18 protein-coding genes are annotated in these 19944 nt (G+C 57.8%); 14 read left to right on the top strand and 4 right to left on the bottom strand.

Annotated elements, in window-relative coordinates:
• Positions 1–10 precede the first annotated feature (10 nt).
• The 3 genes from OC605_RS26230 (at position 11) to OC605_RS26240 (ending at position 3396) form a co-directional block, all read left to right on the top strand.
• Positions 11–901 (top strand): alpha/beta hydrolase, encoded by an 891-nt coding sequence (locus tag OC605_RS26230; RefSeq protein ID WP_262140297.1) that lies wholly within the window; start codon positions 11–13, stop codon positions 899–901.
• 139 nt (positions 902–1040) lie between these two features.
• Positions 1041–1967: an alpha/beta hydrolase gene (locus OC605_RS26235; protein WP_116254800.1), complete on the top strand. Its 927-nt coding sequence runs from the start codon at positions 1041–1043 to the stop codon at positions 1965–1967.
• Between the two features lie 133 nt (positions 1968–2100).
• Positions 2101–3396 carry an OprD family porin gene (locus tag OC605_RS26240; protein ID WP_260466528.1) on the top strand — a complete coding sequence of 432 codons (1296 nt, stop codon included), beginning with the start codon at positions 2101–2103 and terminating at the stop codon, positions 3394–3396.
• 219 nt (positions 3397–3615) lie between these two features.
• Here the strand turns inward: OC605_RS26240 and OC605_RS26245 are convergent, their stop codons facing one another.
• A complete protein-coding gene (locus tag OC605_RS26245) occupies positions 3616–4128 on the bottom strand; it encodes a nuclear transport factor 2 family protein (RefSeq protein ID WP_262140298.1) in 513 nt (170 codons plus the stop codon).
• Between the two features lie 178 nt (positions 4129–4306).
• On the opposite strand from OC605_RS26245, the gene OC605_RS26250 reads away from it, so the two are divergent.
• Positions 4307–5281, top strand: coding sequence for an AraC family transcriptional regulator (locus OC605_RS26250; RefSeq protein ID WP_316044680.1), 975 nt, complete (start codon positions 4307–4309; stop codon positions 5279–5281).
• A 69-nt stretch (positions 5282–5350) separates the two neighbouring features.
• Here the strand turns inward: OC605_RS26250 and OC605_RS26255 are convergent, their stop codons facing one another.
• Together OC605_RS26255 and OC605_RS26260 are read right to left on the bottom strand one after the other, a co-directional pair.
• The gene (locus tag OC605_RS26255; protein ID WP_262140299.1) at positions 5351–6016 is read right to left on the bottom strand and encodes a transmembrane anchor protein; all 666 of its coding nucleotides are present in this window, start codon (positions 6014–6016) and stop codon (positions 5351–5353) included.
• A gap of 12 nt (positions 6017–6028) precedes the next feature.
• Positions 6029–6766, bottom strand: a complete 738-nt coding sequence (locus tag OC605_RS26260) for a HupE/UreJ family protein (protein WP_262140300.1) — start codon at positions 6764–6766, stop codon at positions 6029–6031.
• Positions 6767–7279: 513 nt separating this feature from the next.
• Between OC605_RS26260 and OC605_RS26265 the strand changes: the two genes are divergently transcribed.
• From OC605_RS26265 to OC605_RS26275, 3 genes are read left to right on the top strand one after another with little or no spacing between them, the layout of a single operon-like run.
• The gene (locus OC605_RS26265) at positions 7280–7579 is read left to right on the top strand and encodes a metal-sensing transcriptional repressor (protein ID WP_122601586.1); all 300 of its coding nucleotides are present in this window, start codon (positions 7280–7282) and stop codon (positions 7577–7579) included.
• 7 nt (positions 7580–7586) lie between these two features.
• Entirely contained in the window at positions 7587–8723 is a 1137-nt protein-coding gene (locus OC605_RS26270) for a nickel/cobalt efflux protein RcnA (RefSeq protein WP_262140301.1), read from the top strand.
• On the top strand, positions 8720–8803 hold the full coding sequence (locus tag OC605_RS26275; RefSeq protein ID WP_262140322.1) for a YHYH domain-containing protein: 84 nt from the start codon (positions 8720–8722) through the stop codon (positions 8801–8803). Before OC605_RS26270 ends, OC605_RS26275 begins: the two co-directional genes overlap by 4 nt.
• 84 nt (positions 8804–8887) lie before the next feature.
• Here OC605_RS26275 and OC605_RS26280 read toward each other — a convergent pair whose 3' ends face one another.
• Positions 8888–9250, bottom strand: coding sequence for a DUF6124 family protein (locus OC605_RS26280; RefSeq protein WP_262140302.1), 363 nt, complete (start codon positions 9248–9250; stop codon positions 8888–8890).
• Between the two features lie 541 nt (positions 9251–9791).
• On the opposite strand from OC605_RS26280, the gene OC605_RS26285 reads away from it, so the two are divergent.
• From OC605_RS26285 to OC605_RS26315, 7 genes are all read left to right on the top strand, one after another.
• Positions 9792–11114, top strand: a complete 1323-nt coding sequence (locus OC605_RS26285; RefSeq protein WP_262140303.1) for an APC family permease — start codon at positions 9792–9794, stop codon at positions 11112–11114.
• Between the two features lie 134 nt (positions 11115–11248).
• On the top strand, positions 11249–11875 hold the full coding sequence (locus OC605_RS26290) for a TetR/AcrR family transcriptional regulator (protein ID WP_262140304.1): 627 nt from the start codon (positions 11249–11251) through the stop codon (positions 11873–11875).
• Between the two features lie 171 nt (positions 11876–12046).
• A complete protein-coding gene (locus OC605_RS26295; protein WP_262140305.1) occupies positions 12047–13318 on the top strand; it encodes an OmpP1/FadL family transporter in 1272 nt (423 codons plus the stop codon).
• Between the two features lie 100 nt (positions 13319–13418).
• Positions 13419–14528, top strand: coding sequence for an efflux RND transporter periplasmic adaptor subunit (locus tag OC605_RS26300; RefSeq protein ID WP_262140306.1), 1110 nt, complete (start codon positions 13419–13421; stop codon positions 14526–14528).
• On the top strand, positions 14525–17614 hold the full coding sequence (locus tag OC605_RS26305; RefSeq protein WP_262140308.1) for an efflux RND transporter permease subunit: 3090 nt from the start codon (positions 14525–14527) through the stop codon (positions 17612–17614). Before OC605_RS26300 ends, OC605_RS26305 begins: the two co-directional genes overlap by 4 nt.
• Positions 17615–18136: 522 nt before the next feature.
• On the top strand, positions 18137–19450 hold the full coding sequence (locus tag OC605_RS26310; RefSeq protein WP_186569018.1) for an aspartate aminotransferase family protein: 1314 nt from the start codon (positions 18137–18139) through the stop codon (positions 19448–19450).
• The gene (locus OC605_RS26315; protein WP_110645716.1) at positions 19440–19943 is read left to right on the top strand and encodes a GNAT family N-acetyltransferase; all 504 of its coding nucleotides are present in this window, start codon (positions 19440–19442) and stop codon (positions 19941–19943) included. The genes OC605_RS26310 and OC605_RS26315 overlap by 11 nt, the downstream gene beginning before the upstream one ends.
• The last annotated feature ends 1 nt before the right edge of the window (position 19944 follow it).

The following is a 19944-nucleotide window of genomic DNA, read 5'->3' on the forward strand; positions in this document are numbered from 1 at the left end:
GCATGCCTGTATGAAAATCCCGATCTACCAACGTTTTACCACGACGGCGCAGCTTGACGAGCAGTACGACATCGAGGCCTCGGTCAAAGACTTCGATGGCTATGTTCAGCGGTTCATCGAGCAAAGCCAAATCGCACGCGCCCAACTGCCCAATAAGCTGGACGTGCCCTACGGCCCGACCCTAGACGAAACCTTCGACGTGTTTTTCCCCCAACAGGCAACCCCCGGAACCTTGCGCCCGGCAGTGTTCTTCGTTCATGGCGGTTACTGGCGGGCGACCACCAGCAAGGAGTGGAGCTTCGTGGCCAAGGGCTTGGCCGCGCTGGGCGTGGTGACGGTGATTGAGAACTACACGCTGGCGCCGAAAGTCACCATTGCCGAGATCGTACGCCAGCATCGCGCGGCGTTCTGCTTCCTGTGGCGCAACGCCGAGCGGTTCGGGATTGATCGCGAGCGCATCGTGGTGGTCGGGCATTCAGCTGGAGCCCACGGAGTGGCCGAGCTGCTGGCGACCGATTGGGTGGGCGACTATGGCCTGCCGGCCCAACCCTACCAAGGCGCCATCGCTGTCAGCGGGGTGTTTGACTTGCGTCCGCTACCGCATACCTTTCTGGCCTCGACGATTGATTTCACCTGGCAATCAGTCGAGTCGCTGAGCCCGATATTGCACATTCCGGCGCGGCTCCCGCCCCTGATGCTGGCCTACGGGCTGCGCGAGACGGACGAATTCCGCCGCCAGACGATGGACTATGCCTGCGCCTGCATAGAACAAGGCGCACCGGCCGAGCTGCTCGCGCTGGACTCAGACCATTTCAACATCCTCGACGACCTGGCGGCAGGCAGCGGCCCCATGGTGCAGTGCATCAAGCGTTGGCTAAAACTGGACGCTGCTCGGGCCTGAATCCGACAGCGATCTTTGCCGGGTTGTAACTGCTCTTTCGCTCGCTGAGCGCTTTGGCTTGTTGCGTTGATGCTCTGCGAAACCGACTCAAGAACAACCTGGCTGTGAACTTTAAAATCAAAAAAAGGTAGGGTTCCCAATGAAATGCAAAATTGCCGTGTCGCTATTGCTGGCCTCTGTGGCCTTCGGTGTTCAGGCCGTAGAGAACAATGTTGCCTGCGAAAAACCACTGCCGCTGTCGGCGCCTCAGGATGAATGGTCACTGTTTCAGGAAACGGTGAAGCGCGCACCCGCGGTCATGGGCGATGTGCACCGTGAATATTATGGCAAAGGCCTGGATAACTTCGGCGACCTGCGTTTACCCAAAGGCAAAGGGCCGTTTCCGGTTGTAGTGGTTGTTCACGGTGGACGCTGGAGCGCTGATGTCAGCCTCGACTACATGGCGCCGGTCGCTGATCTGCTGACCAAGGCAGGCTTCGCGACGTGGAACATCGAATACAGTCGTGTGGGCAGTTACGGCGAATGGCCGAACTCTTTCAAAACGGTCGCCAGCGCGGCGGACAAGTTGCAGGAGCTGGCGAAGACGTACCCGTTGGACTTGAAGAAAACGGTCACCATTGGTCACTCATCGGGGGGGCATTACGCGCTGTGGCTGGCCGGTAGAAGCCTGTTGAAGCCGGAGTCTGAACTGTATGCCGCAAACCCGTTGAAAATCTCCGGCGTGGTCGTGCTCGATGGTGTGGTCGACTTGGCGTGGTATTCGACCCTGCCACGCGGCGATGTTCAGGCCAAGGTGCTTGGCAACATTCAAGGTGAGGCGCTGCAGAAGCGTTTGCAGGAAGTCTCCCCGGCGCAGATGCCACTGGTAAAAGTCCCGCAGATATTCATCACCAATCAGAGTGACCGTTTTCCCTCCGTTCGCGATTACGTGAAGCGCGCGACTACCGCGGGCGTGCAATCGCGGTATGACGCGCTGTGTGATTCCAATCACTTTGCTCCCGTGAACACGGCCAACGCCGAGATGGCAGAGAAGCTGGTCAAGTATGTGTCCGAACTGTCCCGATAAGGTTTTGGTTAACTGACTTTCGGTCGCTTCGTAACAATCCGCTATTGGCATATAAAAATAATAAAAGTTGAGGGTTATCCCTATGTGGCTTCCTGTAAAGAGTGGAGCTGTGCTGGCGTGTGTCTTGCCCGGCATGCTGCTGAGTGTTGAAGCACTGGCGGAGAATTCCGACAGCGGTTTTTTTAAGGGAAGTTCTCTGACACTGGATACCCGGCACTGGTATTCCAAAGAGATCGGCAGGGGAGACACGGTCTACCGTTATCGTACCGATGATGGGCCACGGGTTTCGCATGACCGAGTCGCCTGGCAACAGGGCTTCAAGCTGGGTTTTATCTCCGGGTATACACCTGGGGCGGTGGGCGTCGGGCTTGATCTCGCTGCATATTCGGTCGTTGCACTGGAGCGCAACCCCGCTGATGCGGCAGGCGGCAGTAACCGCATGCTGGTCAACAGTGACGGTGATGTCGAGCCGAGCTGGAGCCGCCTGGGCGTTGCCGCGCTGAAGTTGCGAATGGCTGAGTCGGAATTGAAAATTGGCCGTCATCAAGTGGCCAACCCCGTGATGAACTTTTCCGATACACGTACCGTGCCGGCGTCTTTTGATGGATGGTCGTTCGAAAACTCATCCATCAAAGGTCTGGTATTGAAGTCCGGTTATTTCTCGAAAATGGCGCCCCGCTATGCGGCCGGTACCGAGCCCATAGGGCTTCAATATGCAATGCGCCCGGTCAGCAGTGACTGGACCGCCTACGTGGGCGGTGATTACACCAGTGCGGGCGGGTTGAAGAGCAGTGTCTATGTTTCCCGTATTCAGGATATCTGGGATCGGGAATATCTAGGCCTAAGCCGGGACTTCAAGACAGGAGAAATAAAAACCTCCGTCAAGTTGTCGGCTTACAACACCCAATCCAGCGGAAAACAAGAGGCCGGTTATATCGATCAGCAGGCCTATGGCCTGACGGTTACCCCCAGCTTCAAGAACCATACCGTCGAGTTTGGCCTGCAGAAAATAGTCGGTGATGAGTTCTTCGATTACGTCAAAGAATCAAATGCCATTTCGTTGCCCAATACCATGGTTTCCTATTTCAACGGGCCGAACGAAACCTCGTTGCAGATCAAGTACATCAATGACTGGGCGGCCTACGGCGTGCCGGGCTTCAAAAGCATACTTTGGCATACACGTGGTTGGGGTATTGACGGCACCGGTTACAACGGAGGCAGCAAAGGTGTTTATACCGCTTCACCTCTTCAGGATAACGAGCACCATAATGAAACCGGTGTTTTCGCCAGTTATACCTTCCAGGGAACCGAGCTGAAGGGGGCCAATATCCTTGCCGGTTACGCCTGGCATCGCGCGAGCAGTCATCAGGTCGAGGGCAACTTTGACGAGCTGCGGGTCATCGTGAAAATACCGGTGTCGTTGTTCTGAGATTCCACCGCGTCGCGCTTGGCCAGGTGGATATTTATCCTCCTGCCGCGCATCTTGGGGTGCGCGGCAGGGTGGTCGTCGAAGACTGTCATCAACCAAAGGGGGGACGCCCGTGACGGGCAGCTTATGGCCGAAAGCCGACATTCGCGACATGCCCACTTACTTAATATCTCGCAACGTCTCGCAAGCAGATCCTCCAGCCGATCTTGGCAGGATTATCTATTCAACATTGCCCGCTTCAAGCGGAATTCGCCTATTAACGTCGTCGTAAGGCACCAGGTCGAGAAAGGCAATGACTTCAACTGCCTGCAAATTTCGCATGCGCATGATCCATACGTAGCTGTTGCGATAAGGCGCGCCATCGGCTGCGGTGGCGGTGCCGTCCCAGTGCACGACGACGTCATCGCCTTCAGCCCAGATATCCGTCACCGTCGGGCGAACGGGCGAGGCGAGCCGTTTTGCGAAGGGTTGGACTGCGCGTTTCAGGAAGTCATCTCGGCCCCGATAAGTACCCGCCGAAGGGCTCGTCCCCTTGATCGTCCAGATCACATCGGGAGACAGGACATCTGTGAAGAACGTCCGGCCGCCCTGAGCCCACTGGTTGAACGCTTGCGCAATGAATTGGCGGTTGCGTTCCGTAGTCGGTTCGCTGGCCACGGCGGGCGCCGGCCCTGCAATGAGAACGGTGAGGACCAGTGCTAGCGCTGTAGAGAGGCGTTGAACAAACGTCATTTCCTGTGCTCCTTAATCTGTCCCGAGTTGGATGGGCCGTTGTTGTTATCTGTAAGCCGTTAGTTGCGTTCCCCGACGCCGTTGTTCTATATGAGGCATTGGCAAAGAATCGGCGCGGGTGTGACGGCAGTTTCTCTGGGCTTCATTTGAAGTGTGACTTAAGAGCGGAGGAGGGCTGTTGCAGGATCGTCCTGATTTCTTGCTTGATCATCCGATACCAGATGCCTATCCGCCGCATCGTCACGTTATGGAGTTGTGTTTGAATTCCCTTTCAAAGCTTGTCGATATCGTTGGTCGTCACGTCCGGGATGACGGCGTTCACAGGACTGCGATTCCGGGTGTCAGCCTGATTCGTTCGGCTTCGCCCACGATGCCTATGCCGGTGGTGTACGAGCCAACGCTCTGCCTTGTCGCTCAGGGACGTAAACAAGCGATGCTGGGTACTACCGCCTATGTTTACGATCCTGCCAAGTATCTGGTTGCATCGGTAGACCTTCCGGTGATGGGCTCGGTCATCGAGGCGAGTGAGGCTGATCCTTATCTGTGCCTGGCGCTGGATCTCGATACCACTGTGTTGAGCGACCTTGCGCTGCGCCATCCGCTAAGAGAAGAGAGCGTCAGTGCACCGCCGGCAGGCATTACGCTCAACGATACGACTCCAGAACTGCTGGATGCTGCGGTTCGGCTGGCCGGGCTGCTCGACAGGCCACGGGATATCGAAGCGCTCGCTCCGCTGGTGATTCGCGAAATGCTTTATCGCCTTCTCACCGAAAACGGCAACAGCATCATCAGGCAGATGGCACAAGCAGACAGCCGCTTGAACCAGATCGCCAAGGCTATTGCCTGGCTGCGCAGCCACTACAACGAAGCGTTTCGAATAGATGAACTCGTCGAAATCGCCGGCATGAGCCGTTCTTCGTTTCACACGCATTTCAAGGCGATCACCTCGATGAGCCCGCTGGAGTTTCGCAACCAGTTGCGGCTACAGGAAGCACGCCGGCTGATGGTCACCGAAGCGATTGATGCCGCAGAGGCGGGATATGCAGTCGGTTACGAAAGTCCCTCGCAGTTCAGTCGGGACTACGCCCGCTTGTTCGGTATGCCGCCGGCGAAGGACGCCTGGCGGCTGCGCACGGACATTTGTGGAATTTGAATCCAGCACTTTTCTTCACGCAGAAAAAACGAGGCCGCATTTGCGGCCTCGTTTTCAATGTGTTCCGGACTACTGTTTGACGCTCAGGTAATCGCCGGTCGTATTCAGCGAGATGGTCACGTCCTTGTTGCTGCGGTTACGCCAGAACCAGCCATGGGTGCCGTCAAATAACGCGGTGAATTCGCCTTTATTGCTTTTGACCTGCTTGCCCTTGTTGTAGCTGTGGAAGTAACCCTTTTCACCGTTGTAGGGCTCGCCGTGCGTGTCGTAGTTCACGAGCCCGCCAGTGGCCGTCCATTCGTAACTGACAGTCTTGCCCTTCAGCATTTCCAGTTTGATTTCCGTACCTTCGCCAGGTTTGAGCGTTACGCTCATCTGATTGGTTTTCAGCGCCGGGGCGGACGCGGTTACTGGCTTGGTAACAGGCTTCTCAATGGGTTGGACTTGTGCAACTTGCTGCGCTGGAACTGGAGCAGAAGTTGCAGTCGGAGCTGAAGCGGCTGCTTGAGGCGGCGCGGCTTCCGCCAGCGCTTCTTGAGCAAGGATGAGTTTCAGCTCGCCCATCTGGGTCAGCCCCAGTGTTCTACCTACACCTGTCGGATCAATGGCGTATTCAGACGGCATGACAACGGTCACCAAAAGGCCGGCGGCGACCAGTATCGCGATGACGGTCGAGCGCAGCAGTCTGCGGGTGCTTGGCAATTCATTAACAGTTGGAAGCGGAGTATTGAACATCGTCGGAATTCCTTAGGCAGAGACAAACAGGCCGGTGATCTGGTAACCCATCAAGAGGAAACCGGCACTCATCATGGCGACGTTGGCGGTATACGCGTGGCGCCAGAAACTGCCGGTGCGCCGCCAATACCCCATCAAAATGAGAATCGCGCTGAGGGCCAGCAATTGGCCGATCTCGACACCAACGTTGAAGGCGATCAGGTTCGGAATCAGGCCGTCTGGTGAGATCTCGTATTCCTGAATCTTGGTCGCCAAACCAAAACCGTGGAGCAAGCCAAAGATCAGCGTGGCCACTTTGGTATCGGGTTGGTAACCGAACCAGCGCTGGAATGCGCCGAGGTTATCGAGGGCTTTGTACACCACCGAAAAGCCGATAATGGCGTCGATGATGTAGGAGCTGATGCTGACCTCGGCCAGCACGCCAAGCAGCAGCGTGACCGAATGGCCTACGGCGAACAGCGTGACGTAAAGGCCAACATCCTTCAGGCGGTAGAGGAAGAAGATCACCCCGAACAGAAACAGCAGGTGGTCGTAGCCGGTCATCATGTGCTTGGCGCCCATGTAGATGAAGGGCAGCAACATGACGCCTGAGCTTTCCTGGATGAAACCTTTGTCGCCTTCCGCAACTGCGTGAGCCATCGCCTCGGGTGTCCCGAGTAAAAGTGCAGCGACAAGTAAAAACAACAGCAGTAGCGGGTGGTGCGAAGGCGCAGTAAGTACGCCTGTGCCGCTCATCGAGTGCGAATGCATGGGGCAATCCTACGTTGCAATGATCGTGGGCCGCATTGCGGCCGTGGTCAGGATGCGAACGAAGGGCGAGGTGGACGCTCGATCAAAAATATCGGCGGCAGAGGAACCGAGTGTCGAAGTGCATCGACCCGGATTGATGGCATCGGCGATGTCGCCAACATCAACGCGGCTGTGAGTTGCGGCGTTTCGTGCTGATGATCAGGGGTCAATGGCGAGTGATAGTGTTCTGAAAAGTTTGAGTGGCTGGATGACGACTCTTCGCCGTGAGAATGGTGGACGTCCTCAGCGATCTCCCGGGCTGGCTGCCCCGAGGTGACTGACAATGAATAGGTATGCCCGACCCAGGCCATGAACATGGCGAGAGCAAGCACGATTACTACCGTCGTTGTCAGTGTTTTGCTGTACATGGTGTTAAAGGTTTCAACTCGTTGACCGGGCGTTCAAGCCATTTGCCTAATCCCCCCTGGGGGGATACGATGCCAGCGTAATTCATCGAGCCCTGAGACTCAACTCATGAGTGAACACGAACACGACCACAGCCATCCCCACACCCACCAAAGTCATGAGGCGATCATCAAACGCCTCAAACGGGCGGACGGGCATTTGCGCGGCATCATCACCATGATCGAAGAAGGGCGTCAGTGCGTGGATATCGCCCAGCAGCTTCATGCGGTCGAGAAAGCGATCTGCCAGGCCAAACGCACGCTCATCCAGGATCACATCGACCACTGCCTCGAAGATACCCTTTCGGCGCTAGGCAATGGCGAGCGGGCACCGCTGGAAGCCTTCAAACAAATCACCAAGTACCTTTAGGTCTGACATGCCCGATTTCGCTGAACTGTTGCAGCAAGGCGGGGCTCACGCCTGGCTGTATTTCCCGAGCGCGATTCTGCTCGGTGCCTTGCATGGACTTGAACCAGGTCATTCGAAAACCATGATGGCGGCCTTCATCGTGGCCATCCGTGGCTCGGTCAAACAGGCTGTTTTGTTGGGGTTGGCCGCAACGCTTTCGCACACCGCCGTGGTGTGGCTGGTCGCCATCGGCGGCATGTACCTGGGCAAAGGCCTGGATGCTGAAACCACTGAGCCGTATTTCCAGCTTGCTTCCTCTGCACTGATCATCGCGATTGCCCTGTGGATGCTGTGGCGTACCTGGCGCGGTGAGCAGATGTTCAAGTTCGAGCAAAGCGATGATCACCATCACGGCGAACACGACCATGGTCATCATGATGAAACGCACCGAATAGATACCGGCCATGGCCGTGTTGAACTGTCGATCTTCGAGGAAGGCATGCCACCGCACTGGCGCCTGAAGACCTTGAGCGGACACGCCTGGGCAGCCTCGGATGTTCGCCTGACCACGACGCGTCCGGACGGCAGCAGCCAATCGTTCGCGGTCGTCGAGCGTGAAGACTTTCTGCAGTCGACGGTGGATATTCCGGAACCGCACGAGTTCAGCGCCCGCTTGAGCCTTGGACACGCCGGGCATTCGCATGATTACGATCTGACGTTCCAGGAGCATGGTCATGGGCATGCGCATTCCGAACTCGAAGGCCTGGAGCTGTCGATTGATGGCTATCAGGATGCGCACGAACGTGCTCATGCCAACGACATCCGTAAACGCTTCACCAACCGCGAAGTGACCACGGGTCAGATCGTCATGTTCGGGCTGACTGGCGGCCTGATTCCCTGTCCGGCTGCCATCACTGTCCTGTTGCTGTGCCTGCAAGTCAAAGAAGTCGCGCTCGGTGGCATGCTCGTTCTGTGTTTCAGCATCGGCCTGGCGCTGACTCTGGTCACTGTCGGTGCCGCTGCGGCCATCGGTGCCAGACAGGCTTCCAATCGCTGGCCGTGGCTGGGAACCTTGGCGCGCCGCGCTCCTTACCTGTCCAGCGTGCTGATCATTGGCGTTGGCCTGTATGTCGGCTTTCATGGCTGGATCGGCCTGAGCGCATAAGACCCTTTGCGCACAGCGGTGGCACTGATGCAAAGGGTTGCCATCGCAACCATAAAACCAACGACTACCCCTGCCACTGACGAGCAAAAAGCCCAGCGCAAGGCTGGGCTATCGAGGCGCGCGCGATGAGCGCGAGGCATTAGCGAACGCCTGCATCCGCAGAATTACTCGACCGGCACGACGTTATCCAACGCTTGATTGACCGCCAGTTCGCAGAGCATTACCACTTGCGCAATACCTTGCAGTGTCTTGCGCGCAGATCCTTCAACCATCCCGATCACATCACTCAGCATCACCGAGGCCGAGCCCAGCGATTCGCTGGCGTTGACCAGCAATTCTTCGGTGGCGATTTTCGGGTTGGCGAGGAACATGCTGCTGGTTTGGTAGGGCGTGGTTTTGAGGGTGTCGCTGGGTTTGAGGTAGTGGTCGAGGGCGCGGTCGGCGGCTTCGTGGAGTTTTTTTGAGTCGAGGGATTCGTAGGGGGAGGTTGCGTCTGACTGTGGCGGGTTGGGCGTTACTTTGAACATAGATGAAACTCCAGGGTGAAAAGTGGAGCCATCACTTTCGCTACCAAACGAGGGTGGTGGCCAAACGCAGGTTGGTAGACCGGTCACCTGGAAACCCGGCGCGTCCTGAGACGCCCTACGCATGGCCACCATAAACAGCGGACGAAGCCGTCCGTGCAAATGACTTGCGATGCGACAGGTAAGCCGGGCTACCAAACCCGATCACTGTTTTCAGTGACCGGCCAACGATAGAACCACGGCCCGAGGCGCACAAGCCGGCGGATTCTGGCGTAGTCGTAGGCAATGGCGCAAGGCGTTGTAGCTTGCTGGCATAGTCTGGATATCGGTTTTAAACGAGGTGTTTAGGGATTAGGTTTTGGCTGATGTTGTGTGTTGACTGGGCTGGAGTCTTCGCGAGCAAGCTCGCTCCCACAGGTGTCTAGTTGGCAATGTTTATAGCGCCGTGCCGATAAGCCCCATCACACATTTTGAACTTTGCTTCCGGCGCCATTTCCATTGTTTGAGGTGCCACCCTCCAGCTCCTACCCACCTGAACCAAGGAATGACCGTGACGGCTCCCACTGATAAAACTTCTCTGCGCCGGGCTATCACTTTCCCGATGCTGTTTCTGTTTATTCTCGGCGATGTACTCGGCGCGGGTGTTTACGCCCTCGCCGGAACCATTGCCGGGGAGGTGGGCGGCGCGATTTGGGTGCCGCTGCTGATCGCGTTGTTCTTCGCCATGTTGACGGCGGGTTCCTACGCAGAGCTGGTGACCAAATATCCCCACGCCGGCGCGGCTTCGGTGTTCGCGGAAAAGGCCTTCAAGTCACCGCTCATTTCCTTCCTCGTCGGTTTCTGCATGCTGGCGGCTGCGGTCACCAGCGCTGCGGGTTTGTCGCTGGCGTTTGCCGGTGATTACCTCAACGCCTTCGTTGACGTATCGCCGCAGATTGCCGCCCTGGTGTTTCTCCTGGCGATCGGCCTGCTCAACGCGCGGGGGATCAAGGAGTCGCTTGGGGCGAATCTGGTGATGACCGTGATCGAACTGTCCGGGTTGATTCTGGTGATCGTGGCTGCGGTCTGGTATTTCCGCACAGGCGATGCGGATCTGGGGCGGACGCTCACGTTCAAACCGGGCGTCAGTCCCGTGCTGGCGGTGCTGGGGGCGGCATTGTTGGCGTTCTATTCCTTCGTCGGGTTCGAAACTTCGGCCAATCTGGCCGAGGAAATCAAAGACGTGCGCAAGGTTTACCCGCGCGCCTTGTTCGCCGCTTTGCTTACGGCTGGCGTGGTTTACATGGCGGTGGGCGTGGCGGCTTCTTCGGTGTTGCCTACCGAGAAGTTGGTGGCAACATCGGCGCCTTTGCTCGAAGTTGTCCGCGCATCGACCCTCGCAATACCACCAGCGCTGTTCTCTTTTATTGCGCTGATCGCTGTGGCCAACGGTGCGTTGTTAACCATGATCATGGCCAGCCGATTGACCTATGGCATGGCGAATCTGGGGCTGTTGCCGGGTGTTTTGGGTGCGGTTCTGCCTCAACGCAAAACTCCGTGGGCTGCCATTGTCGCAACGACCGTGGTGGCTATTGCCCTGACGCTCACAGGGACGCTGGCAACGCTGGCAGAGACGGTGGTGTTGCTGTTGCTGTTCGTTTTTCTGAGTACCAATGTGGCGGTGCTGGTTCTTCGTCGTGACAGGGTCGAGGAGGATCACTTTCGCGTACCGACCTTCGTTCCGGTGCTCGCGATCGTGTCGTGTCTGGTGCTGCTCAGTCAGCAGGGGTGGGATACATGGTTGCGCGCGGGGGCGTTGATCATTGTCGGGATGTTGCTGCATGGCTTTTCTCGTATCAAATTTTCCGCGATCAGTAAGGCCGGGTAGTGCAGCAGCTTGGGGAATTGGTGTTGTTTGGGCGGGCGTATTCGCGAGCAGGCTCGCTCCCACAGTGGATGGGTGGTGGTTTTCAGAATGAGTCACACGTTGTCAGTCGGCGGGCGGGTGAGTAAGCTGCCGACATGAATCAGTCCTCAGCTTCCCCATCCTTCCCCGGCCCGCGTGGTCCCGTTGATCACGACATTCGTGATCAGATTGTCGCGGCGGCCAACGAGCATTTCAGCCAGTACGGCTACGCCAAGACCACGGTGTCCGATCTGGCCAAGGCCATCGGTTTCTCCAAGGCGTACATCTACAAATTCTTCGATTCCAAACAGGCGATTGGCGAAGCAATCTGCTCGAACTGTCTGGGGCAGATCGTTGCGGCGGTCGAGCAGGCGATAAACGAGGAAGACCTGACGCCCACCGAGCGTTTCCGCCGTTTGGTGAAAACCGTGATTGCTACGGGCGTGAACCTGTTCTTCAACGATCGCAAACTCTACGACATTGCCGCGTTTGCAGCGGGTGAGAACTGGCCGAGTGCGCAGCGTTACGATGCGCAGATCAAGCGTTTCATCACCGACATTGTCCGTGAAGGGCGCGAGGCCGGTGAGTTCGAGCGCAGGACGCCGCTGGACGAGACGGTCGAGTCGATCCACTTGGCGCTGCGGCCCTTCGTCAATCCACTGATGCTGCAACACAATCTCGATTTCATCGAAGTGGCGCCCACGCTGACTTCGAACCTCATCCTGCGCAGCTTGATGCCTTGACCCTCTGCTGATCCGAATACTCGGATCAGTCGCCCCCTAATCTCGCCTCGCCCGTACAGGGGCAGAAGATGAATTACCTAAAATGTGACTGTTGACTGACATGGTCACTCGGATAACATGGCCGCCGCAGTTCAGGTATTCCATTTCCGAGACACCCATAGAGTCCACACAATGAAAAAAACAATGCTCAAGCACCCGGTGGGGCTGGCTGTCGTTCTTGCGTCCTCCAACGTTCTGGCCGGCGGTTTCGCGCTCAATGAGCAAAGCGTCAGCGGCATGGGATCGGGTTTTGCCGGTCGCTCTTCCTCGGCGGAAGACGCCAGTACCGTTTTCGGCAACCCGGCGGGCATGGCGCGGCTCAAGCGCGAGCAGGCCAGCGTCGGGCAGGCGACGTTGTTCGCGAAGTCCGATATCAGCCAGACCCGCAGCACGTTTGGCGGTAAGGAAGACGGCGACATGGTGCCGACCACCACGGTACCGATGGGCTATTACGTCAAGCCGATCGACGAGCATTGGGCGTTCGGCGTCGGGTTCTACGTGCCGTTTGGCCTGATCACCGACTACGGCAGCGGTTTCGCCGGCCGCTATTACGCCAACAAAAGCGAAGTCACCACGCTGACGTTCCAGCCGACCATCAGCTATGCCTTCAACGACAAGGTGTCGATCGGCTTCGGCCCGACCATCAACCGCATCAGCGGCGAGCTGTCAGGGATGGTCGCCAATCCGCTGAGCCCCGGGCGCAACGACGGCAAAGTCAAAAGCACCGGCGACGACACCGCGCTGGGCTTCAACGCCGGGGTCATGGTCCAGGCCACCGAGCAGACCCGCCTGGGCCTGACCTATCACTCAAAAGTCAGTTACCACCTCGACGCGAAAAGCAAACTCAGCGATGGCATCTTCAACGTGCTCGGGGTCAGCGGTCGCAGCTATGACGCCTCGCTGGCCGTCGACACCCCGGAGTCGGTGGACTTCTCGGTCACCCATCAACTGAGCAACGACTGGACGCTGTATGCCGGCAGCACCTGGACGCGCTGGAGTCGCTTCAAAGAGCTGACCATCGAAAACAGTGGATTGCCGCCATTGCTCGCCGGCCAGTTGGGGACGATCAGCGAGGAGCAGAACTGGCACGACACCTGGGCTCACGCCATCGGCGCGGCGTACCGGTTGAACAACCAATGGGTGCTGCGTACCGGGTTCTCGGTTGATCAATCTCCGGCGAACAACACCAATCGCGGGCCGCGTATTCCCACAGGCGATCGCAAGGTGTTCAGCCTCGGCGCCGGTTGGACCCCAGCGGAGAATGTCACCATCGACGTCGCCTATTCGTATCTCTGGGAAGAGAGCGTCGAGATCAACGACACCTCGGCGGGCAAGGGTTCGTACGGGGCGAAATACAAGAATAGCGCCAGCGGGCTCGGTACTTCTGTCAGCTATCGCTTCTGATTCAGCGCTGAACATCGGGCCGATGACTTTGTGACTGTTGACGATGTTGGTCACAAGACTGAGAATATGATGATCATCCTATTTTCAGTAAAGGAATTCCATGCGCCGGCTCCGACCTTTCCCCCTCGCGGTATGTTTGTTGCCCTTGGCCCTGACGGCGTGCGGGGATTCCTCCAGCGCAAAAGATCCACGTACCTTGGCGCCGATTGTCAGATCGGCAACGGTGCAACCGGCAGAAAATGGGTCTCGATCATTCACCGGCGTCGTCGCTGCGCGCACCCAGGGCGATCTGGGCTTTCGCGTTTCGGGCAAGGTGCTCGAGCGTCTGGTTGATACCGGGCAGACGGTCAAGCGCGGCCAGCCACTGATGCGCCTCGACCCGATCGACCTCGGCCTGCAGGCGCGAGCCCAGCAAGAAGCGGTGAGCGCCGCTCGCGCCCGAGCCATACAGACTGCCGGTGACGAAGCGCGCAATCGCAAACTCGTCGCCGCCGGCGCTATTTCGGTATCGGCCTACGATCAGTTCAAAGCCGCAGCCGACACCGCCAGGGCGCAGCTCAATGCCGCTGTGGCGCAAGCGGACGTAGCGCGCAACGCCTCGGGTTACGCGGTTTTGCTGGCGGACGCTGATGGCGTGGTGGTGGAAACCCTTGCCGAGCCGGGGCAAGTCGTCAGCCCGGGACAACCGGTGGTGCGGCTGGCGCGGGCCGGTCAGCGGGAGGCCATCGTCCATCTGCCCGAGACCTTGCGCCCCGCGCCGGGCTCAACCGCTCAGGCAAAACTGTATGGCGATACGTCGGCTGTCGTGAGCGCAAAACTGCGTCTGCTTTCCGATTCGGCCGACAGCACAACTCGTACTTTCGAGGCGCGCTATGTGCTCGAAGGCAGTTTGGCCAATGCGCCAATCGGCTCGACGGTCACCGTCGAAATTGCCCAGGGTTCTTCGCCAGATCAGGCGCTTAAGGTGCCCGTCGCCGCGATCTACGACCCGGGCAAAGGCCCCGGCGTGTGGGTCATCGCCGGCACACCGGCGACAGTGAGCTGGCGCCCGGTCGAGGTGCTGGGCTTGAGCGATGACTCGGCCCGTGTCGCTGGCCAGCTCAACGTCGGTGAACCGATTGTCGCGCTGGGCGCGCATCTGCTGCGTGATGGCGAAGAAGTGCGCCTGCTTGCCCGCGACGACGGCCAGATTGCCGGGAGTCGTCCATGAGCGAGGACCGGTTCAACCTTTCCGCTATCGCCGTGCGCCAACGTGCGATCACGGTGTTTCTGATTTTTCTCATCGCCGTGGCCGGCGTCCTGTCGTTCTTCAAATTGGGCCGGGCGGAAGATCCGCCGTTCACGGTCAAGCAGCTGACCGTCATCACCGCGTGGCCGGGAGCGACCGCGCAAGAGATGCAGGATCAGGTCGCCGAACCCCTCGAAAAGCGTCTGCAGGAATTGAAGTGGTACGACCGCTCGGAAACCTACACGCGTCCGGGACTGGCATTCACCATGGTCTCGTTGCTCGACAGCACACCGCCATCGCAAGTGCAGGAAGAGTTCTACCAGGCACGCAAGAAGCTCGATGATGAAGCGATCAGGCTGCCGGCGGGTGTCATCGGGCCGATGGTCAACGACGAGTTCTCCGACGTGACCTTTGCGCTGTTCGCCTTGAAAGCCAAGGGCGAGCCGCAGCGCTTGTTGGTGCGCGACGCGGAAACTTTACGCCAGCGCCTGTTGCACGTGCCGGGGGTGAAAAAGGTCAACATCATCGGCGAGCAGGCCGAGCGGATATTCGTTTCGTTTTCCCATGATCGCTTGGCGACGCTGGGCTTGTCGCCGCAGGACATTTTCGCCGCGCTGAACAATCAGAACGTATTGACGCCCGCCGGGTCGGTCGAAACCAAAGGGCCGGAGGTTTTTCTGCGCGTCGATGGCGCGTTCGATACGTTGCAGAAAATCCGTGACACGCCTGTTGTCGCTCAGGGCCGAACACTCAAGCTGTCTGACGTGGCCACGGTCGAGCGCGGCTACGAAGACCCGGCAACTTTCCTGGTGCGCAACAACGGCGAAGAAGCGTTATTGCTCGGCGTGATCATGCGCGAGGGCTGGAACGGTCTCGATCTGGGCAAGGCGCTGGATGCCGAGACAGTCAGGATCAACGAAGAAATGCCCTTGGGCATGACCCTCTCGAAAGTTACCGATCAGGCAGTGAATATCGACTCGGCCGTTGGCGAGTTCATGGTCAAGTTCTTTGTCGCGCTGCTGGTGGTCATGCTGGTGTGTTTTCTCAGCATGGGCTGGCGTGTCGGCGTGGTGGTTGCGGCGGCGGTGCCGTTGACCCTGGCGATCGTGTTTGTGGTGATGGCGGCGACCGGCAAGAACTTTGACCGGATCACCTTGGGTTCGCTGATTCTTGCGCTCGGGCTGCTGGTCGATGACGCGATCATCGCCATTGAAATGATGGTGGTGAAGATGGAGGAGGGCTACGACCGCATCAAGGCCTCCGCTTATGCCTGGAGTCACACGGCAGCGCCAATGCTGGCCGGTACGCTGGTGACGGCGATTGGCTTTCTGCCCAACGGATTCGCGCAATCAACGGCGGGCGAATACACCAGCAACATGTTCTGGATTGTCGGCATCGCGCTCATTGCGTCGTGGGTCGTCGCCGTGGCTTTCACGCCGTACCTGGGCGTGAAGCTGTTGCCGGACATCAAGAAAGTCGAAGGCGGGCACGCGGCAATCTACGACACGCCGCGCTATAACCGTTTCCGGCGCGTTCTGGCGTGGGTGATCACGCGCAAATGGCTGGTGGCCGGTACGGTGGTCGCGCTGTTTGCCGTTGCGATTCCGGGCATGGGGCTGGTGAAGAAGCAGTTCTTTCCGACCTCTGACCGCCCCGAAGTGATGATTGAAGTGCAGATGCCCTACGGCACGTCCATCGAGCAGACCAGCGCCGCGGCGGCCAAAGTCGAAGCCTGGCTGCACAAGCAGGATGAAGCCAAAATCGTCACCGCCTATATCGGTCAGGGTGCACCACGGTTTTTCCTGGCAATGGCGCCGGAGTTGCCGGATCCATCGTTCGCCAAAATCGTCGTGCTGACCGACAACCAGGACGCTCGCGAAACCCTCAAGTTGCGTTTGCGCGAAGCGGTCGCCGAAGGGCTTGCTCCAGAGGCGCGGGTTCGGGCGACGCAGATCGTATTCGGCCCGTATTCGCCATTTCCGGTGGCCTACCGGGTGATGGGGCCTGATCCGGCGAAATTGCGCGACATCGCCGAGCAGGTCAGGGCGGTGATGCAGAACAGCCCGATGATGAGAACCGTCAACACTGACTGGGGGCCGCTGACGCCGACCTTGCATTTCAACCTGGATCAGGACCGCTTGCAGGCGGTGGGGCTTACGTCCAGCGCGGTCGCCCAGCAGTTGCAATTTCTGCTCAGCGGCGTGCCGATCACGGCGGTGCGCGAAGACATTCGTTCCGTGCAGGTCGTTGGCCGTGCGGCGGGCAATATCCGCCTTGATCCGGCGCAGATCCAAGGCTTCACCCTGGTCGGCGCAGCGGGGCAGCGCATCCCGCTGTCGCAGATCGGCCAGGTCGAAGTGCGCATGGAAGACCCGATCCTGCGCCGCCGCGATCGCACGCCGACCATCACCGTCCGTGGCGACATCGCCGAAGGTTTACAGCCACCGGACGTTTCCGGCGCAATCATCCAGCAGTTGCAGCCGATCATCGAAAACCTGCCTTCCGGCTACCGGATCGAACAGGCGGGCGCCATCGAAGAATCCGGCAAGGCCGGCAAAGCGATTCTGCCGTTGCTGCCGATCATGATCGCCATGACGCTGCTCATCATCATCGTCCAGGTACGCTCGATCTCAGCGATGATCATGGTCTTCCTGACCTCGCCGTTAGGCTTGATCGGTGTGGTGCCGACGCTGCTGATCTTCAACCAGCCATTCGGCATCAATGCGCTGGTCGGGCTGATTGCGCTGTCCGGGATTCTGATGCGCAACACGCTGATTCTGATCGGGCAAATTCATCACAACGAGCAGGAAGGGCTGGCGCCGTTCCACGCCGTGGTTGAAGCGACAGTGCAAAGGGCGCGGCCAGTGTTGTTGACCGCGCTGGCGGCAATTCTCGCGTTCATTCCGCTGACCCACTCGGTGTTCTGGGGCACGCTGGCGTACACGCTGATCGGCGGCACGTTTGTTGGCACCATCATCACGCTGGTGTTTCTGCCGGCGATGTATGCGATCTGGTTCAGGATTCGGCCTGAGAACAGGGGGCAGGTTCAACCCTCGCGTTCGGTATAAGGTCAGGTTTGAAAGAGGCCCGTCAATGACGGGCCTTTTGCTATCCGCGACTAACTCTCTCTCTTTGCTATTGGAGATTTTCAAGTGTGCGGAGTTGACCCTCGTCATTAACCAGGTCCGCCGCTTATACAGGATGTGATTAATAAGCCTCACAGTTGTTTGCGAATTTTGCGGATCAGATTTTCCCATCATTGAAAGAATGCGTTTTGCTGTGGCTAACTTGCTGAAATATAAGTGCGAAAATTCATTTATATCTGTTTGAAATAATGCGCCTGATGTTTTGCGCGACTTTCTCTTAAGAAAAACAGTTTTCATTGGCAAACAAGCTGTTAGGCGGCCATTTATTTTTTAAATTGACGCGACGTAGATGGCGGGGCTAGTTTTTCCTCCAACTTGCTGCGCTGCTTTCTACGTTATTGCGTATCGCATGATCGAACCTTGTTCGAATGCCATGGCGAATTTAATTTGCCTGGGTATTGGACTTTGTTCGCTCTAAACTTTTTAAAGGGAGAGTCAGTCGTCATGGATTGTTTAAAGGAAACACGTGTTGGCAATGTTCTATCGGGATGGAATCACTTGTCGGTAGTCGGGCCGATAAATGTGCAGAATACCGCCGGCGCGCGCGTTCAGCTGTCATCGGGCGAATGGCGCGATGATTATATTATGGGCTGGGGATCCTGCCTGTTGGGGCACGATAGTCCGGTCATCAAAAACTCCATTCTCAAGGCACTGGAGCGGGGCTTTCTTCAGCAGTATGAGACCGATGAACATCGTCTGTTGAGTGAGCGGTTCTGTGCGGTCGTCCCCTGCGCCGAAAAGTTGCGGCTGGTCAACTCCGGACTGGAAGCGACCATGTATGCGACGCGTATCGCCCGTGCCGTTACCGGTCGACGCATCATCATCAAGTTCGAAGGGCATTTTCATGGGCTTAATGACTCTTTGACCTGGAACGTGGACTCTTCACCGCGCTCTGGCGCGTTATTGGCGGGAAGAGAACTGGAACGTTTATCGGGCACTGTGGGGATTCCTGACGAATTCGGCAACTTGACGGTTTCGGTTTCATGGAATGATCTGGAAGCGCTGGAAAATGCTTTTGAAAAATACAAGGACGATGTGGCAGGGGTGATCCTGGAACCTGTTGCATTGAATATCGGATGCATCAGACCGGATGAAGGTTTTCTGCAAAATGTGCGTGCGCTGACCAGTCGTAAGGGTGCGCTGCTGATCTTCGACGAAGTGCTCACCGGTTTCCGCGCAAACATTGGTGGTGCGCAAAAGGACTTCGGTGTCGTACCCGACATCGCCGCCTTCGGCAAGGCGTTCGGCTGCGGCATGCCGATCGCGGGTATTGCCGGTAAAGCCGAATACATGGACGTAATCGCACCACGCGGTCCTGTTCAGGTCAGCGGGACCAATACGGGGCGATACCTGTCCGTGTCCGCCGCACTTGCCGCCATCGAGCATTTGCAGGATGGAGCGGTGCACCGGCACATCGCCGCGCTGGAATCGCGCTTGAAGGCCGGGCTGAGGGACGTTTTCGATAAACACCACATACCCTGTCATATCGATGGATACGGCGGTCGAATCGGCGTCCACATCGGAACCTGCGAGCGTCCTCGAACCATGAGGGAGATAGAGCATTTCTACCCGATCGACTTTGCCCAGAAGTTGTTCGCCCTGCTATCCCGTGAGTACAACTTGTATGGCTTCTTGATGCCCCTCAGTTATTGCCCAGAGCCTGTCACCCTGAGTGCATCGCATACGACTGAAATGTTGGCGGACGCCTGTGAGCGGCTGGATTCGGCACTCAAGAGGGTTCAGTACCATGCCAAATGAACCTGTTACGAAGATTCGCCTGCGGCGATTTGCAAAGGCTGACATGGAAGCTGTTCTGGGGTTGGTCGCCCAGATTGCCTCTGGCGAGGATCTTACCGAGTCTGCGGGTCAGCAATTTGCCAATGAACTTGCCAATCCTCAATTTGAGGGGGGGCGATTTGTCGCCACAGTAGACGGACGGGTGATCGGGACGATGGGCTGCGCCGCAGGTCCGATCCCCTCGAAGTATGTCCTGTGGGCGGACTGGTTGATTGTTGATAGCCAATACCGTCGATACGGGGTGGCTTCGTTGTTATATGACGAAATTGAAAAGTATGCTCTGGCAAATGAAAAGACATGGTTATGTCTGGATATAGGAAATATTGACAAAGAGCGTGCAGCCTACCGTTTTCATTTACGCAATGGCTTTCAAATCGTCGGGCAGCTTCCCGATTACTGGGGAGAACTTGAACACCTGAACATCATGGCTAAATCTCTTACCTCAAAGGAATGAA

Origin of the sequence: Pseudomonas sp. Marseille-Q5117, from assembly GCF_946901175.1 — a bacterium.
GTDB classification, from domain to species: domain Bacteria; phylum Pseudomonadota; class Gammaproteobacteria; order Pseudomonadales; family Pseudomonadaceae; genus Aquipseudomonas; species Aquipseudomonas iranensis.

Excerpts from the sequence above, each read along its gene's own strand:
- OC605_RS26230 (WP_262140297.1), top strand. The coding sequence starts at position 11 with ATGAAAATCCCGATCTACCAACGTTTTACCACGACGGCGCAGCTTGAC.
- OC605_RS26235 (WP_116254800.1), top strand. The coding sequence starts at position 1,041 with ATGAAATGCAAAATTGCCGTGTCGCTATTGCTGGCCTCTGTGGCCTTC.
- OC605_RS26240 (WP_260466528.1), top strand. The coding sequence starts at position 2,101 with ATGCTGCTGAGTGTTGAAGCACTGGCGGAGAATTCCGACAGCGGTTTT.
- OC605_RS26245 (WP_262140298.1), bottom strand. The coding sequence starts at position 4,128 with ATGACGTTTGTTCAACGCCTCTCTACAGCGCTAGCACTGGTCCTCACC.
- OC605_RS26255 (WP_262140299.1), bottom strand. The coding sequence starts at position 6,016 with ATGTTCAATACTCCGCTTCCAACTGTTAATGAATTGCCAAGCACCCGC.
- OC605_RS26260 (WP_262140300.1), bottom strand. The coding sequence starts at position 6,766 with ATGCATTCGCACTCGATGAGCGGCACAGGCGTACTTACTGCGCCTTCG.
- OC605_RS26265 (WP_122601586.1), top strand. The coding sequence starts at position 7,280 with ATGAGTGAACACGAACACGACCACAGCCATCCCCACACCCACCAAAGT.
- OC605_RS26270 (WP_262140301.1), top strand. The coding sequence starts at position 7,587 with ATGCCCGATTTCGCTGAACTGTTGCAGCAAGGCGGGGCTCACGCCTGG.
- OC605_RS26280 (WP_262140302.1), bottom strand. The coding sequence starts at position 9,250 with ATGTTCAAAGTAACGCCCAACCCGCCACAGTCAGACGCAACCTCCCCC.
- OC605_RS26285 (WP_262140303.1), top strand. The coding sequence starts at position 9,792 with ATGACCGTGACGGCTCCCACTGATAAAACTTCTCTGCGCCGGGCTATC.
- OC605_RS26290 (WP_262140304.1), top strand. The coding sequence starts at position 11,249 with ATGAATCAGTCCTCAGCTTCCCCATCCTTCCCCGGCCCGCGTGGTCCC.
- OC605_RS26295 (WP_262140305.1), top strand. The coding sequence starts at position 12,047 with ATGAAAAAAACAATGCTCAAGCACCCGGTGGGGCTGGCTGTCGTTCTT.
- OC605_RS26300 (WP_262140306.1), top strand. The coding sequence starts at position 13,419 with ATGCGCCGGCTCCGACCTTTCCCCCTCGCGGTATGTTTGTTGCCCTTG.
- OC605_RS26305 (WP_262140308.1), top strand. The coding sequence starts at position 14,525 with ATGAGCGAGGACCGGTTCAACCTTTCCGCTATCGCCGTGCGCCAACGT.
- OC605_RS26310 (WP_186569018.1), top strand. The coding sequence starts at position 18,137 with ATGGATTGTTTAAAGGAAACACGTGTTGGCAATGTTCTATCGGGATGG.
- OC605_RS26315 (WP_110645716.1), top strand. The coding sequence starts at position 19,440 with ATGCCAAATGAACCTGTTACGAAGATTCGCCTGCGGCGATTTGCAAAG.